A 16,027-nucleotide genomic window follows, 5' to 3' on the forward strand; every position below is an offset into this window, starting at 1 on the left:
GAATTAGACAAAAATGATAGGAACCATAAAATGAGAATCGCATATCCGTTTGTATATTACGCGGCAATACTTTTTGTATTGTTTACCCATCAAAGTCACCCAGTTTATGCGAAAGTCTCAGAGCGATTGCAAGCAAAGGCGCTTGAGTATTTTACCGAAAATGGATTGAGCAATGCCGTTTCTCCGACCCAGCACCCGGCGGGCGAATATGTGAATGGCATTACTTACCTTACCTATCAAGGCTTGCTAGAAGACCCTTACGTAGCTGCATATAATCACCTTACAAAGCGGTGGTCCGGGCCTTATAAAGCAGGCGTCAGTGATATGGGTAAAGACCCCAGTCGCAAGATAGATAATCATGGTAAACCTGCCCTGATTATTGATGATCTTGGTTATATTCACATTGTGTTTGGGGGGCATGGAGGCGTAAAGGAGCTGGGTAAAAATACCCTGGGGAACTACCACTATGGTCGTCAGCAGAATGTGGTGTCAAAGCGCCCATATGATATTAGTGAGTGGGAGGTGCTTAATAACGTTTCGCCCTTTGGTACCTACAATCAATGGATTAAAATGGACAATGGCGATCTCTATTTATTTTATCGTCATGGCGCACATCGCAGTGATTGGGTGTATCAAAAGTCGACGGATCACGGTCGCTCGTTTTCGCAGCCGGTATCGGTATTAAAAACTCTTCGTCGAGACGATGTAAAAGGCACTGACTCATGGTATGGCTGGTTTGGAAAAGGCGAGGGCGATACGATAGTTGCCACCTACTCATACCATATTTGTTGGGATACAAATGCCGATCATCAACATACTGGAGAGCGGTTAAACGGGTATTTCATGCAAATGGATACTATCAGCGGGCAATGGTTCAATGTTAAAGGTGAGCCTGTAGCAACACCTATTGACCGCAATACCTCCAATCAAAAAACCTTAGTATTGGATTCGGGTATTGAATGGAGCAATCATACTACCACACAGCTTGATCAGAATGGCCATCCTCACATGATTTTTGCTAAAGGACCGCATTTAGGGCGCAAGCATGGTGGGCCTAAATACCCTAATTATTACCGCTGGGATGGAGAGCAATGGCGCGTGGGACAAGACAATCAAATTCCTGTTGCTCAGGGTTCTTTAATGGTTAGCTCAGATAAGCACTCAAGCGCACTGTTGGCGCATAAAAGTAATAAGGGAGAGGGGCAGGTTTCGTGGTGGCATACCTTCGACGGAGGCCAGAGCTTTGAGCAAGGCAAAATATTACTGACTCAAGCAAACGCGACATTTGCGATTACATCTCTTATTCGTAACGCACATCCTGACGCACAGGTGATTGTTGCCGCAAAGGTAAACGGAACAGATCTACGAAAAATGTATTTATTAGGCGCAAGTGGCCCTGTGTATCGACCGGCATCAGAAGTGATGGGTAAATAAAGTTTGCTTGTATTTGTGGAGAATAAAAATATATGAAAATCAGAAATTTATGCTTAATCATTGCTGGCATGTCATTACTAGCGGCGAGCCTGGCTCATTCGCAAAGTTTGTCTCCTGAGGAGTTTGAAACGCCTGCGCAAACGTATTTTCCGAAAACGTGGATGCATGCCATGAATGGTAATTTGAGCAAGCCCGGCTTCAGTAAAGATTTGCAAGCGATGTCTGATGCCGGCATAGGTGGGGCCATAATGTTTCATGTGCATCGTCAAAACCTGCCGTATTCATCTCGAGGTCCAGTCAGATTTGGTAGCGATGAGTTTAACGATACTCTCGTTCATGCCTTGGGCGAAGCCGACAAGTTAGGTCTGGAAATGGGTATGCACAATGCCGATGGTTGGTCGTCTAGCGGTGGGCCATGGATCACGCCAGAGATGTCCATGAAGCGAATTACTTGGTCGGAACAAGCCATTAGCGTTGATGTTTCAGAACAGAAATGGATGCCCCTACAGCCCGGTTTTGAAGAAGGGTTTTATCGGGATATTGCGGTTATTGCTTTACCCGCAAATGAGTATAATCAGAACAACCATTTCGCTAATGCGACCCTTACTAGTTCTGACCCAAGTTTAGATCTCAGCGTGCTAAAAGACCAAGATTGGGATACTGAATTAGTATTTACAGCAAATGAAAAACAAGAGTATTGGGTCCAAGTAGAGCTTGAAGAGCCAAGTACTTTGCGCAGTTTGCAAATCGAAACACCTACTCGTCATGGTGAGGGTGCCTTGCAAATCTCAGAAGACGGAGTGAACTTTACTACTGTGGTAGAAAAACTCAGACGTCCACGCACCGGTGCCAGAACTTGGGCATTTAGTCATACTATGGATGGTTTTAGCGCAAAATACTTTCGTGTTGTGTTTGACAAACCCATTGGTGTAAAGCGATTTGACTTGTGGTCAGTGCCACGCGCGCCGCACTGGTTAGCCATGAATGCAATGGAACGAGGGCAATTAACCATTACGCCAAGCACCCACCACGATGTGATTACCCCCGCAAGCGCGGTGCAGGTGCTAAATAGAGGCGCTTTGCCTGAAAACGGAATAGTACTGCCAAAGGGAGACTGGCGGGTTCTGCGCTTTGGCTATACCAGTACGGGGGCAAAAAACATTCCTGCATCGGTTGAAGGCACGGGTTTAGAATGTGACAAGTTCGATCCGGTAGCACTGCGCTTTCATTTTGAGCAATACGTCGGGAAAATTGCCGATAAAGCCAAAGAAAAAGGCTATAAATCACTTAAATTTTCCGAAATCGATAGCTACGAAATGGGCGGTCAAAATTGGACAACGGGCATAGAGCAAACTTTCGAAGATAAGTTTAACTATGACATCATTCCTTGGTTACCGCTATTAACCGGCCGAGTCATTGAATCGTCCCATCAAAGCGGTGCTATTTTACAAGAGTTTAGGCAGCACCTTTCTGATTTGATGGTCGAAAACTACTATGGTGAGTTTACTCGGTTAACGAATGAATATGGTATGGAGTCGTATATTGAGCCCTACGGCTGGGGACCTTTTGATGAACTAAGAGCAGGTGGTAAGGCAGACCGGCTAATGGGCGAGTTCTGGGTCAGAGATGAGGAATATCCAGGGCGTGTAAGCGCAGCAATTTCATCGGCGCGTATTTACGGAAAAAACATCATTTCGGCCGAATCATTCACGTCCATAAATACTGTGAACTGGAAAGGTCATCCGTACTTTTATAAGCACTATGGCGATAAAATTTGGGCCCGCGGCATCAACGAAACCATGTTTCATCGTTACGCTCACCAACCCAATACGCATGTTAAGCCCGGAATGACCATGGATAGCATTGGATCCCATATTGACCGCACGCAAACATGGTGGAATAACGGCGGCATCGAATGGTTTAAGTATCTTGGCCGTGGTTCGTACTTGTTGCAACAGGGTGTGCCAGAATCTGACTTTTTAGTGCATTTGGGTGATATTTCACCAAGAGCTGTGCCAAGTAGAAACAATACCAAAGTGCCCGATGGTTTTAACTTTGATTACGTTAACACTGAAGTGCTAGTTGAGCGCCTTAGCGTGGAAGATGGTTGGTTGGTTTTGCCTGAAGGCACTCGCTATCGTGCGCTGCAGTTGTATCGTCCGCAATATTTAACCATGGAAACCATTACCCGTGTGCGCGATTTAATTGCCGCTGGAGCAACGGTAATTAGTGCTAAACCAGAGCAACCTATTGGCTACAGTGAATGGCCGCAACGAGAAGCATTTAATGCTATTGCTCAAGAAGTATGGGGGGATGGTGAGCAAAGTTTGCGTAAAGTGGGTAAAGGACAGGTTAGCACGCTGTCTTTAGATGGAGCTATTTTGCAGCTTGGCTATCAGCCTGCGCTCAAAATTAATCAGCAGGCGGTTAAACTTTTTGCTCACCGACGCATTGGTAAAAATGACTTGTACTTTTTTTATAATGATAAGCCCGAGTTTGCCTACTTAGACGCGGATTTCCGTTCCCCCGACGGTCAACCTGAAATTTGGAATGTGGATGATGGCAGTGTAGAGAAAGTACGTGCGTTTACCCGTAACAATCAGCGCCTGCAAACTCGCTTGCTGCTTGAGCCGTATGGCGCGCGTTTTGTGCTTATTCGCAGAGATGATGATACGCCCAATTACACTCAGGCTAATAGTGAACTGGTAAAGGCAGTATATGAATCAGTGCAAACTAAAGCGGCAATTAACTTTACTCAGCCTTGGAGCGTAAGCTTCGACCCAGATTGGAGCGGCCCGGGAGAGGTTAAATTTGACAAGTTAGTGGATTGGACTCAGCGAGAAGAAGAGGGTATTAGGCACTTTTCGGGGACTGCCCAGTACCGCAACACCTTTCAATTATCAAAGGATGATATCAACAGCGGGCAAGCTTTATATATAGACCTTGGTGAGGTGCAACAAATTGCTGAAGTTAGCCTCAATGGTAAAAAGCTTGCGACACTTTGGAAACCGCCCTTTGCTTTAGATATAAGCGATGCAGCTCTTGAAGGTGATAACATATTGGAAGTTGAGGTTACGAATACCTGGGTGAATCGTTTGATTGGGGATGAAGCCCTTCCTGATACCAGTGGCTATAGTATGACTGGCGATACAGTAGCTTGGATAAACAATAATGAACCACCTCCCAAAAGTGAGCGCGTAACCTTTACTGGCTTTAACTTTTTCGCTACCGAAAAGTCGCGGGTGTTGCAGTCATCAGGATTATTAGGGCCCGTGATGCTGATTAAACCTTAAGGTCAATATTGATTAAATGCTGCGTACTCCATCATAGTTTTGTTAGGGGTGCGCAGATAAAGGACGCAACATCAATAAATCTGTGTGCTTTTTAATAGTATTTTTATCACTTAACGCAGCTCTTACTAAAGCAGTTTGTTGTGTAGTGACTTCAAGGTCTTGGGCATAGTATTAAACGCACGTAGCTGACTGCGCACCTGGTCTATTAGCGCAATGTCAGATAATTTCATATTTTTGGCAACTCATAGCAATAAACTTTGATGAGTCTTAAAGACAATCCATACATGCTCGAAGTTTTACAATATCAAGTTTTCCCTGCTGTTTACTCATATAAAAAATGAATAATTAATCACTTATATAAAATAATAGTCATTTTAAATCAAAATGTATCAAACTAAGTCTTTTTGTAGGCTTAGATTTAATGTAAACTAACTGTTAAATTTAAAAGTCGCGTCGTTACAACAAAAGCTTTCATCTTAATGAAGCAGTAACAACAGCTATCAAACCCTTAGTATTTAAAAGGTAACAGTGAATGACATTAAAAAATTATAGTCTGCTAGGTGCGCTGGTAACAGGTATGGTGTTATCTGCTTTTACTATGCCGGCATTGGCTGCCGACAAGCCCAATATCATTTTCATTCTTACGGATGATCTTGGTTTCAACCAAGTCGGCGTGTATGGCGACACTGTGATCAAAACCCCAAACATCGACCAGATGGCCAACAATGGTATACGCTTTGACCAAGCTTATGCAGGTAATACAGTTTGTTCGCCCTCACGCGTCTCTCTTTTTACTGGTCGCGACGGTCGTTTTATGACTAACAACTCCAATACCGTCCAACTTGAAGAAATTGATATCACTATGGCACACGTGCTTAAGTACGCCAATTATGACACTGCTCTGTTTGGTAAGTATTCAATAGGTTCAAAAATGGGCGTTACCGATCCTTTAGCTATGGGCTTTGATACTTGGTACGGCATGTATTCTATCTTAGAAGGCCATAGACAGTACCCGCATATACTTTGGCGGGACGGCGTCAAAGAGCGCGTTGTTGAAAACGAAGGCGGCAAAAAAGGCGCCTATGCGCCCGAACTGTTTACCAATGAAACCATCAATTACATTAAACAAGAGCGTGATAACCCATTCTTTGTCATGCTCGCTTATACCACTCCCCATGCAGATTTAGCGGTACCAGAAAAGTACAGTGACATGTATGACCTAGAAGAAACCCCGTATCTTGGGATGCAAGACGGCGTGCCATCAGACAAATACGCTTGGTACTACCCTGAGCCGGTTGAAAGACCAAATGCAGTGCTAGCGGGAATGGTAAGTGCGCTAGATGACTACGTCGGACAAATTATTAGCGCTCTAGAAGAGACTGGTGATCTAGAAAATACGCTTATCATATTTTCATCAGATAACGGGCCGCATGATGAGGGCGGCGCCGACCCTGAGTTTTTCCAAGCCTCTGCTCCTTATAAGGGTCAAAAACGTGATTTGTACGACGGTGGCATTCATGTGCCGATGATTGTGCAATGGCCCGCAAAAATCAAGCGAGGCCGCGTAGATCAAACTCCTTGGGCGTTTCACGATGTGCTGCCGACTTTTGCAGACATCGCTGGCGTTAATTTAAACATTGTGCCGCGTGTTCGAACCAACGGTGTGTCAATTAAGGGTTTGTTAAACGATTCACCGATACAAATAGATGAGCGAACCCTGTACTGGGAATTTTCAAAGCAGGTAGGCGATCCAAATTCGGGCATAATAGGAGATACTTATCAAGCCGCCCGCCGCGGTGAGTGGAAGGCTGTTAGATATGGCTTTGACGCACCGCTTGAGTTGTACAACATCACTAATGACCCAGGTGAATCTAAGAATCTTGTAGCCAAGCAACCTGCGCTTAGCAAAGAGTTTTTCGATATGTTCGAGAAATACAAAAACTAAATCCTTTTCCCTATGGGCCCATCACTAAGCAGTTCGTGTGTTGTCTGTTTAGTGTTTGGGCTTACTTTTTACAGGTGTGGCCCCTACATGAAATATGTTGCAAATTCTTATTCGATATTATGTCGCGTTAAAAAGCGCAGCCTAATCATAATTACGTTATTAGCCCTCGTTTTTACCAGTAGTGCTTGTTCCTTGCAAAGCAAGCTGCAACCAAAAGACATTCAAGCACCTTCAATGCTTGCTGATCACTTTGCTGACAATGGCACGGGTAACCCGCTTGCCGTGGTGCAATACCCTGCGGGGGAATATCATGACGGCATTAGCTATGTGTCCTACCAAGGGCCTTTTGAAGACCCTTATGTCGCCGCTTATAATCACGAAACAAAAGAGTGGTTAGGCCCGTTCAGAGCCGGTACCAGCGAATTGGGACGCAGAGAAGGGCGAACCAATTTCGATAATCATGGCAAACCCACTTTGCTAATTGATGACGAGGGCTATATTCACATTTTTTATGGCGGTCACGGCGGTGATAAACATCATGGTAAAAACCTCTTAGGAAATGTTCATCACGGTGCAAATAAAAACTCTATCTCTAAGCGGCCCTTAGATATTACCGAATGGGAAGAAGTCGATAATATTTCGGTGTTTGGTACTTACAACCAAGCGATAAAAATGGATAACGGCGATATTTATCTATTTTATCGTCATGGCGCGCATCGCAGCGATTGGGTTTATCAACTATCTACTGATAATGGTCGCACCTATTCCGAACCTGTTTCTTTTTTAAAGCATAAGCGACGCAGCGATTTGCAAGCTGTGGATAGTTGGTATGCTTGGGCAAGTCGTGGCGAAGGTGACGACATTATTGTCAGTTTTGACTATCACATTTGCTGGGATGGCGGCGCTGGCGTAAACGGTCGAGGGCATACAACAGAGCGTCATGACGCACACTTTATGGCCTTCAATACGAAAACAGGCGAGTGGCGTAATGTGCAGGGCGAAACATTAACTATGCCTCTTACCCGCGAAGAGGCTGAGCAAAAGACCCTGGCTTTAAGTACCGGTGAGCAATGGACGTTTAATGGCTCAGTAAACTTAGATAGTAATGGTCATCCTCACATAGCGATAAATTATGGCAAAGACTTAGGTGAAAAAACCGGTGGACCAAAGCTTACGCACCACATTCGGTGGGACGGTGAGAGTTGGTCAGATGGTGTCAAAGTAAATGGTCAAGAATCGGGTATATCGCGGGGTGATTTTATGTTTTCGTCTGAGCAAAATATTCAATATTTTTTATCTGAGCAAGATGGCAGTGATGGCTTAGTATCGGTATGGAGCAGCACGGACGGTGGGCAGTCGTTTACCAAGAGCAAAGAACTACTGCGCAGGCCCAATGCGAGTTTTGCTACGACCGCTATTATTAAAAATTCGCACCCTGATGCTCGCGTGATTGTGGCTGAACGTTCTAAAAATACGCCTGATAGGAAAATATATTTACTGGGCGAAAATGGGCCAATTCAGCGCCCGATGCGTGACGCGACCTTACAAAAAGACACATCAATTTTTAAAACAGATTAAAAATATCAACAATTAAATTTGCGAGTTAATCCCACAGTATGAGGTGTAGTATGAATAAAAAAATGGTTTCAGTAGCCTTTGCAATGAGCTTGGCAGTAGGTGCCTGCACTGGTCAAAAAGAAGAGCTTAGCAGCGCAGCAAAGATTACCGCGACGCCTGCGTCACCTGCAAGTGCAATCACTGAATTGAGCAGTGCAGAAGAAATTCGCAAATCAGCCTATGATATAGCTACCCGCAGCGGTACATGGCAATTAGCTCAACTTGGTAATCTGACATATATTCCAGAATCTCATCGTGCGAAGTCAGAGAATGCTAAGTTTTGGATTCAAGCAGTCCTATATATTGGCTTAACTAAATGGACTGAGGTGTCGAACAACCCCGAGTTTATGGCGCACCTTGAAAAGATGGCAAAGGATGAAGAATACAGCCTTCTTACTGAACGTCCATATCACGCTGATGACCACACTATTGGGCAAACGTATTTGTGGTTAACGGAACGAACGGGTAATCAAGACGCTTATAAACCCACTCAAGAACATTTTGATTGGATTTTAGCGAACAAACCGACTGTTGGCCTCGAATTATTAGCCAGTACCTCAAGCGGTTCCGGGAAAGTGCATAATGAAGGCAATTGCCAACTGCGTTGGTGTTGGGCTGATGCATTATTCATGGCGCCTCGCACTTGGCTTAAACTTTCAAATATTACCGGCGACCCAAAATATTTCGAATATGCCGATTCAGAGTTTTGGGCTGCTGCTGATTACTTGTTCTCTGATGAATATGGCTTGTTTTATCGTGATAGTCGCTACTTCGATATGAAAAGTGACAATGGCGAACCGGTATTTTGGGGGCGTGGAAACGGCTGGGTATTTGCTGCGATCCCACTAATCATAGATGATTTGCCAGAAGATCACCCTTCAAGACCACGCTATATTGAACTATACAAAAAGAACGCCGCAGCTTTACTTAAGCTCCAAACAGAAGAGGGATACTGGCCTGCATCTTTAAGAGATCCTGATAAAGTAAAAACCCCAGAGCTTAGCGGTACTGGCTTTATTACTTACGGTCTCGCTTGGGGCGTAAATAATGGCTTGTTGACCGACCCTGAATCAAAAGAAATTGTTGAAAAGGGCTGGGCTGCTATTACGCGCGCTATCTCTGAAGATGGTCGTGTAAACTGGGTGCAACATGTGGGTAAGTCTCCTGACCCAGTCAGTAAAACTGATTCACAGCTTTATGGCACAGGTGCGGTTCTCTTGGCCGCGGCTGAAATGGCTAAATGGCAATAAGCACTTATAAAGGGCTGGAAAGACAATGATGACTTTTCACCCTTTTTTTTAAGGAGAACATCATGAAATTTTGTGCAGCGTTGGTACTGGCGTTTTTCCTCGCATCGTGTGCGCATGTTGAGCTGCCCAAAAATCATAGTACAAGCAACACACAAAAGATTAATGTGCTGATAGTAGATGGTCAAAATAACCACACGGTGTGGCCAAAAGCGACCGTGATGATGAAGACATATTTAGAAGACTCTGAGCTCTTTAGTGTGGATGTTTACCGAACGAAACTAGTATGGCGCGGAGAAGCCGAACTGCCATATCTAAAGCTATACAATACAGATGCGCATCAATTGGTAGAACAGCCCGCTACTGACGATAGCTTTATGCCTAACTTTGCAAAATATGACGTTGTGATATCTAATTTTGGCTATCGCGCTGCTGACTGGCCGCTTGCTGCTCAATCTGCCTTTGAAGACTACATGAAAAATGGCGGTGGCTTTGTTTCAGTGCATGCTGCTAACAACACCTTTGTGCAATGGCATGAATATCAGAAAATGACGGGGCTTGGCGGATGGGGTGGACGAGATGAAAGTGATGGTCCTTATGTATATTTTGATGAAAATGGCAGGCTGATTAGAGATTATTCCCCCGGTGAAGGCGGCGCACACGGTACTAAACATGAATTTCAGATCACTAAGCGCAATGACCATCCCATACTATTGGGCATGCCTGAGGTATGGATGCATGCAACCGACGAGTGCTATGGAGATTTACGTGGGCCTGCTGAAAACATGGTTGTGATTGCGTCTGCACTTTGTCCGAAGGAAGAAAATGGCACAGGTAAACATGAGCCGATCTTAATGGTCTTGAATTACGGGGAAGGCCGTATTTTTCATACCACCCTTGGTCATCAACAGGAGTCCTATGAAAGCGTGGGTTTTATTACTACCTTTTTGCGGGGAACTGAATGGGCCGCTACTGGCAAGGTCACGCAGCCGGTGCCAAGTGATTTTCCGAGCAAGTCTGCCTCTTCAAGACGGGTTTTTATTCAATAGAACTAAGCAACATGAAACTAAGCAAAATAAACTTCACATTAAAGGGTCTGTTTATGAACACGCAAGGCAATAGTAATAGAAGGTACAAAAGCGTTTCTGCTAAGCGCTATATCGGGCTACTTTTGCTCGGAATATTTGTGCTGTCAGGATGCGATAGCTATCAAGCTTCTAATGATGGGGCCTCAGAAGAGCAGTCGGTCGTATTGGCAGCAGAGACGCGTCCGCCAAATATTTTGCTTATATTATCAGACGATCAGGCTTGGAATGATTATAGTTTTATGGGACACGAAATTATTCAGACGCCGTCTTTGGATAAACTAGCCGCGGAAGGTGTGACCTTCAGTCGTGGATACGTGCCGACTTCTCTTTGTCGTCCGTCCTTAGCGACAATCATCAGCGGCCATTATGCTTCACAGCACGGTATTACTGGCAATAATCCGTCAAGAAACTTGCCCGGTGGTAGAGAAGGGGAAGAGTATCGCGAGCAACTTGCAGAGATTATTGCGAAAGTTGATAACTTGGCCACACTCCCGCAGTTATTAAAGGCCAAAGGCTACCGTTCCTTGCAGACCGGTAAGTGGTGGGAAGGAAATTATTCTCGAGCTGGGTTTGATGAAGGAATGACGCGCGGATTTCCAGAACAAGGCGGGAGGCATGGAGATGACGGTCTTAAAATTGGTCGCGAAGGGATCGACACCATTACCACGTTTATTGACAAGACGGTTGCTTCAGATACACCATTTTTTGTATGGTATGCGCCCTATTTGCCCCACACACCTCACAACCCGCCAGCGAGAATATTAGAAAAATATGAGGGTAAAGGCCTTGCTGAACCCGTGGCCAAGTATTATGCGAATGTTGAATGGTTCGATGAAACAAATGGTCAACTATTATCTTACTTAGAAGACAATGGTTTAAGAGACAACACTCTTGTCGTGTATGTGACAGATAATGGCTGGTTGGCCAACCCTGAGCAGCTAAATCGCTTTTTACCAAACTCAAAACAAAGCCCAGGAGAGAGCGGTGTGCGTACTCCAATTATGTTCTCGTTGCCGAGCCAATTAGCACCGCAAATGCGCCCTGAATTGGTCAGCAGTATCGACATTGTGCCCACAATTTTAGGCGCCGCAGGTCTAGAGGTACCGTCGGATTTGCCTGGCCTCAATTTGTTTGAGGATATGAAAAACCAAAGGCCGATTGCCCGAGATACGATTTATGGCGAAGGCTTTGCGCATGATATGGACGATTTAAATGATCCTGAATCGACTTTAATGTATCGCTGGGTAATAGAGAATGAGTGGAAACTGATTTTAAGCTATGACGGGCTCAATATCAGTTATCAAAGTCACCATGAGGGCGTGTTGGGCGGCCCTCGCTTATACAACTTATTGGAGGATGCGCACGAACAAAATAACTTAGTTCAGCAACATCCAGAGATAGTCAAGCGCCTGTCTGAAAAATTAACAAACTGGTATCCGGTGACCAAGCGAAAAATTTTAACAGACAACTCTGCTAACTAAGGGTCATCAGTATAGCACTTAGTGAGTTAATTCAAATTAGAAAAAGGAGTACGAAAGTGCTCTTTTTTTTTTGGGGATGACGTTTCGCAGTAATTGAAAATACCCTCAACATAAATTCTATAGTTAGGCAATGTTTGAGATGACATACTCATGAGCGTAATTCATTCAGAAGCAGCTGGCGCTATGCAAAAAAAGTTAGGCGAAAACACGCACAGTCAAAAGAAGGGGGAGAAAAAGAGGGTTATCACGTTAGGGACCGAGATAACCCTCAGCAGCTTTAACTAGATGGCGCTGCTATTTGCGCCTTATTGGTTTTTTTCATGTATATGTAAAACCCTGCAAACAACACAATCAAAATAGCAGGCAATAGCACTAAGTTTGCGAGTACCGCTTGGCCTGAAGCAATAGTTAGGGCATCACCGCTTAAGTTCTGCGCTGCAGCCTCAGCCTGTGCATCGTCAATCCACCCTCCAATGATCGGATTCCAAATACTCACCGCGAACATCCCAGCGCCGCCAATGAGTGACATACCAAGTGCGCCGGTTTGCGGCTGATATTCGGCTACGCAGCCAATAATCGTTGGCCAAAAGTAAGTAACGCCAATGGCAAACACAATCGCTGCGGCATAAACGCTACCGCCACTTAACTGCGTCATTAAAAACATACCCAAAGTAGACAACACCGCCGATACCAGAAGCACACCGGTAGGGTTGAAAGTATGTACTAGAGGGCCAGCAAAATATCGGCCTACTGCCATTATTCCGGTTATCATCGCAAGCACCAGCATCGGGTGGGCACCTGATGCACCTAGCAGGCTATTTATCCACTGCTGCGTTCCGAGTTCGGTGGTCGCTGTAATGGTCATACATATGATTAAAAATATAAAGATAGGTGAAAACAAACTTTTGATATTGGTGACCGTAGACCCTAATGCATCTTTAGCTTGTGCCATGTCTGGGAAAGTACAGCCAATTAACATAACGCCATAGACAGCAGTGGGTAACAGCATTACAGCAATTTGATATTCCCAAGTGAAGCCCATATTGGTCATCACGTAAGATACTAAAGCACCAATGACTATGCCGCCGGGAAACCACACATGAAATTTGTTGAGCATAGTGGTTTTATTGTTGCGATATAGATCTGAAATTAGTGGGTTACAGCCCGCTTCAACCGCACCGTTAGCAAAGCCTACTAAGAAGGTTGAGAGCAACAGTCCAATAAAGCTGCTGGAGAAAATGGTCATGACTAAACCAACAAAATGACATATAAATGCCAGCCAGATCATTTTTTTAGCACCCACATGATTATAAAGTAAACCACCAAAAATCATCGCAACAGGGAAGCCAAAGAAGGCCATCCCAGCAATAATGCCTAGCTGTTCATTACTGAAAGCGTATTGCTCGCCGAGTTCATTTAAGATCCCCGCGCGTATCGCAAAAGTCATCGCGGTCACAATGAGTGCGATACAGCTTAAATTGAACATCCTAGTGGCGTGCGGATGCAGGGGGCTATCGTCAAAATTTGCTGAGGATTGAGCTTGCATACATATTCCTTAATTTAAGCCAAGAATGGCTCGGTTAAGTGCTTCGTCGGCGCCTGAATCGGCAAAATCATCAAATGCTTTGTCGGTAGGGCGTATAAGATGCTCGTTTATAAAGATAGCCCCTTCTTTGGCGCCATTTTCTGGGTGCTTCATACAGCACTCCCACTCCATTACCGCCCAACCGTCAAAATCATATTGCGTGAGCTTACTGAAGATACTTTTGAAGTCTATCTGACCGTCGCCTAACGAACGAAACCGTCCTGGACGGTCAATCCAGGATTGATAGCCGCCGTACACACCTGAACGGCCCGAAGGGTTAAACTCTGCATCCTTTACATGAAAAGCCTTAATCCGCTCATGGTAAATATCGATAAACGCGAGATAGTCCAACTGCTGCAACACAAAGTGACTTGGGTCGTACAAAATGTTCGCACGTGAGTGGTTGTTAGTGGCGTCTAAGAAACGCTCAAAGGTCACGCCGTCATGCAAGTCTTCACCAGGGTGAAGTTCATAGCACACATTACAATCGTTATCGCCGAAGGCATCTAAAATAGGCAACCAACGTTTACCCAACTCTTCAAAGCCCATCTCAACTAAGCCAGCAGGGCGTTGCGGCCATGGATACATGGTTTGCCACAGCAATGCACCAGAAAAACTAGCGTGTGATTTAAGGCCAAATTTGCCGCTTGCTTGCGCTGCCCACTGCATTTGTTGCACTGCCCATTCTGTTCTAGCAGAAGGGTTGCCGCGCACGTGCTCAGGGGCAAAGCCGTCGAACATTTGGTCATAGGTAGGGTGTACTGCAATCAATTGGCCTTGTAAGTGTGTAGAGAGTTCGGTCAGGGTGAGACCATATTCAGCCATAACTCCCTGTACTTCTTGGCAATAGTCATCGCTGGTAGCCGCAAGTTCCAAATTGAACAACCTTCCGTCCCAAGAGGGCATTTGAATCCCCCTAAAGCCTTGTTCAGACGCCCATTTGCAGATACTGTTAAGATCGTTAAATGGAGCATCATTGCCCGCAAATTGCGCTAAAAATATGCCTGGGCCTTTTATTTCTTTCATCGTATTTCTCCTGTTTTCACTGCGCTTTGTACTTTCCAATGCGCGGTACTAAATCGAAATTTTCTAGATTATAAACTTATGCCATTTTATGTCGGAGATACTGGCCGAAACGGCATTTTCAATAAATGCCATGCCACGGATCGCGTCTTCAATTCCGGGGATCGTTTCGCGGTCTTGCAGTTGCGACGGGTATGCTCGTATTTGCATTGCAAACCGAGTGTATAAGTTAGCAAAGGCTTCTAAGTAACCCTCAGGGTGTCCAGCCGGTGTGCGGATAGCGGCAAGCGCTTCGTCACAAAACTCGCCTACACCAGTGCGGATCATTTTTGCGCCCTGATGGTTAAACTTCATCCACAGCGTGTTGGGCTCTTCTTGACGCCAGCTTAGGCTCGCTTCGCTTCCATAAATACTGATGGCTAGGCCGTTTTCATCGCCAATCGAGATTTGGCTAGATGTTAGTACTCCATTGGCGCCGTTGGACAGCCTCACCAACACTGTGCCGTCGTCGTCAAGCTGCCTGCCCATTACAGTTGAATTTAAGTCCGCGCAAAGCTCAATGATGCGTTGTCCACTTATATACTCCATTAAGTTGGCAGCATGTACGCCAATGTCACCCATACAACAGCTTATACCTGCTTGAGCGGGATCTAAGCGCCAAGCGGCTTGTTTTCCGCTGGTATCTTCACGAGCGGCTAACCAGCCTTGGCTGTATTGCACCACAACTTTCACTACGTCGCCGATTTGCCCCGTGGTAATTATGTGCTTGGCTTGCTTGACTAAAGGGTAGCCGGTGTAGGTATGAGTCAGGCCATACAGCTTTTGTGATTTTTCAATAAGGTCTTTTAGCTGTTTTGCCTCTTGCAATGAGAAGGTCGCAGGTTTATCACAAATCACATGAAAGCCATGCTCAAATGCGGCTTTTGCTACAGCAAAATGCAAATGGTTAGGGGTAACAATGGAGACAAAATCCATCCGATCGGAAGCGGGCAGGGCCTGCTCTTTTTCAAACATTTCAAGAAAACTGCCATAGCAGCGAGAGGGCTCTAAAAATAGGGCTTCGCCTGAACGTTTACTCTTTACTGGGTCAGAACTAAACGCTCCACACACTAGCTCTATTTGCCCATCCAAATTCGCAGCCATGCGATGCACATTGCCGATGAATGCACCTTCACCGCCACCGACCATCCCCATTTTAAGTTTTTTCTGAGCCATCGTAATACCCCCGCAGCACTTGTTATATCGGTGTTAAATTAATCGTTTTCCACTTCTCATATTAACAACTTGATAACAAATGATGTTAGGAAGAAATCG

10 protein-coding genes are annotated in these 16,027 nt (G+C 45.1%); 7 read left to right on the plus strand and 3 right to left on the minus strand.

Translation table 11 applies throughout. From position 1 onward, the window contains the following. Positions 1 to 30: 30 nt before the first annotated feature. The 7 genes from AB9H30_RS06150 to AB9H30_RS06180 all read left to right on the plus strand — a co-directional run bounded on the left by AB9H30_RS06150 (position 31) and on the right by AB9H30_RS06180 (position 12,105). Positions 31 to 1,434 carry a BNR-4 repeat-containing protein gene (locus tag AB9H30_RS06150; protein ID WP_371193773.1) on the plus strand — a complete coding sequence of 468 codons (1,404 nt, stop codon included), beginning with the start codon at positions 31 to 33 and terminating at the stop codon, positions 1,432 to 1,434. A 32-nt stretch (positions 1,435 to 1,466) separates the two neighbouring features. Beyond that, a complete protein-coding gene (locus AB9H30_RS06155) occupies positions 1,467 to 4,727 on the plus strand; it encodes a glycosyl hydrolase (protein WP_371193774.1) in 3,261 nt (1,086 codons plus the stop codon). A gap of 532 nt (positions 4,728 to 5,259) precedes the next feature. Next, positions 5,260 to 6,672: a sulfatase-like hydrolase/transferase gene (locus AB9H30_RS06160; RefSeq protein ID WP_371193775.1), complete on the plus strand. Its 1,413-nt coding sequence runs from the start codon at positions 5,260 to 5,262 to the stop codon at positions 6,670 to 6,672. Between the two features lie 234 nt (positions 6,673 to 6,906). Beyond that, complete coding sequence (locus AB9H30_RS06165; RefSeq protein WP_371193776.1) at positions 6,907 to 8,250, plus strand: BNR-4 repeat-containing protein; 1,344 nt, start codon at positions 6,907 to 6,909, stop codon at positions 8,248 to 8,250. Between the two features lie 50 nt (positions 8,251 to 8,300). Further along, positions 8,301 to 9,539: a glycoside hydrolase family 105 protein gene (locus AB9H30_RS06170; RefSeq protein ID WP_371193777.1), complete on the plus strand. Its 1,239-nt coding sequence runs from the start codon at positions 8,301 to 8,303 to the stop codon at positions 9,537 to 9,539. A gap of 62 nt (positions 9,540 to 9,601) precedes the next feature. Continuing rightward, entirely contained in the window at positions 9,602 to 10,585 is a 984-nt protein-coding gene (locus tag AB9H30_RS06175) for a ThuA domain-containing protein (protein WP_371193778.1), read from the plus strand. An 11-nt stretch (positions 10,586 to 10,596) separates the two neighbouring features. Then, entirely contained in the window at positions 10,597 to 12,105 is a 1,509-nt protein-coding gene (locus tag AB9H30_RS06180; protein WP_371193779.1) for a sulfatase, read from the plus strand. 277 nt (positions 12,106 to 12,382) lie between these two features. On the opposite strand, the gene AB9H30_RS06185 is transcribed toward AB9H30_RS06180, so the two are convergent. The 3 genes from AB9H30_RS06185 to AB9H30_RS06195 all read right to left on the minus strand — a co-directional run bounded on the left by AB9H30_RS06185 (position 12,383) and on the right by AB9H30_RS06195 (position 15,928). Then, entirely contained in the window at positions 12,383 to 13,651 is a 1,269-nt protein-coding gene (locus tag AB9H30_RS06185) for a sugar MFS transporter (protein ID WP_371193780.1), read from the minus strand. Between the two features lie 9 nt (positions 13,652 to 13,660). After that, positions 13,661 to 14,716, minus strand: a complete 1,056-nt coding sequence (locus AB9H30_RS06190; RefSeq protein WP_371193781.1) for a sugar phosphate isomerase/epimerase family protein — start codon at positions 14,714 to 14,716, stop codon at positions 13,661 to 13,663. 63 nt (positions 14,717 to 14,779) lie between these two features. Further along, positions 14,780 to 15,928, minus strand: a complete 1,149-nt coding sequence (locus AB9H30_RS06195) for a Gfo/Idh/MocA family protein (protein WP_371193782.1) — start codon at positions 15,926 to 15,928, stop codon at positions 14,780 to 14,782. Positions 15,929 to 16,027 lie beyond the last annotated feature (99 nt).

The sequence above is a fragment of the Glaciecola sp. SC05 genome (assembly GCF_041380235.1).
In the GTDB taxonomy this organism is placed as follows: domain Bacteria; phylum Pseudomonadota; class Gammaproteobacteria; order Enterobacterales; family Alteromonadaceae; genus Glaciecola.

Excerpts from the sequence above, each read along its gene's own strand:
- AB9H30_RS06155 (WP_371193774.1), top strand. The coding sequence starts at position 1,467 with ATGAAAATCAGAAATTTATGCTTAATCATTGCTGGCATGTCATTACTA.
- AB9H30_RS06170 (WP_371193777.1), top strand. The coding sequence starts at position 8,301 with ATGAATAAAAAAATGGTTTCAGTAGCCTTTGCAATGAGCTTGGCAGTA.
- AB9H30_RS06185 (WP_371193780.1), bottom strand. The coding sequence starts at position 13,651 with ATGCAAGCTCAATCCTCAGCAAATTTTGACGATAGCCCCCTGCATCCG.
- AB9H30_RS06180 (WP_371193779.1), top strand. The coding sequence starts at position 10,597 with ATGAAACTAAGCAAAATAAACTTCACATTAAAGGGTCTGTTTATGAAC.
- AB9H30_RS06175 (WP_371193778.1), top strand. The coding sequence starts at position 9,602 with ATGAAATTTTGTGCAGCGTTGGTACTGGCGTTTTTCCTCGCATCGTGT.
- AB9H30_RS06150 (WP_371193773.1), top strand. The coding sequence starts at position 31 with ATGAGAATCGCATATCCGTTTGTATATTACGCGGCAATACTTTTTGTA.
- AB9H30_RS06190 (WP_371193781.1), bottom strand. The coding sequence starts at position 14,716 with ATGAAAGAAATAAAAGGCCCAGGCATATTTTTAGCGCAATTTGCGGGC.
- AB9H30_RS06160 (WP_371193775.1), top strand. The coding sequence starts at position 5,260 with ATGACATTAAAAAATTATAGTCTGCTAGGTGCGCTGGTAACAGGTATG.
- AB9H30_RS06195 (WP_371193782.1), bottom strand. The coding sequence starts at position 15,928 with ATGGCTCAGAAAAAACTTAAAATGGGGATGGTCGGTGGCGGTGAAGGT.
- AB9H30_RS06165 (WP_371193776.1), top strand. The coding sequence starts at position 6,907 with ATGCTTGCTGATCACTTTGCTGACAATGGCACGGGTAACCCGCTTGCC.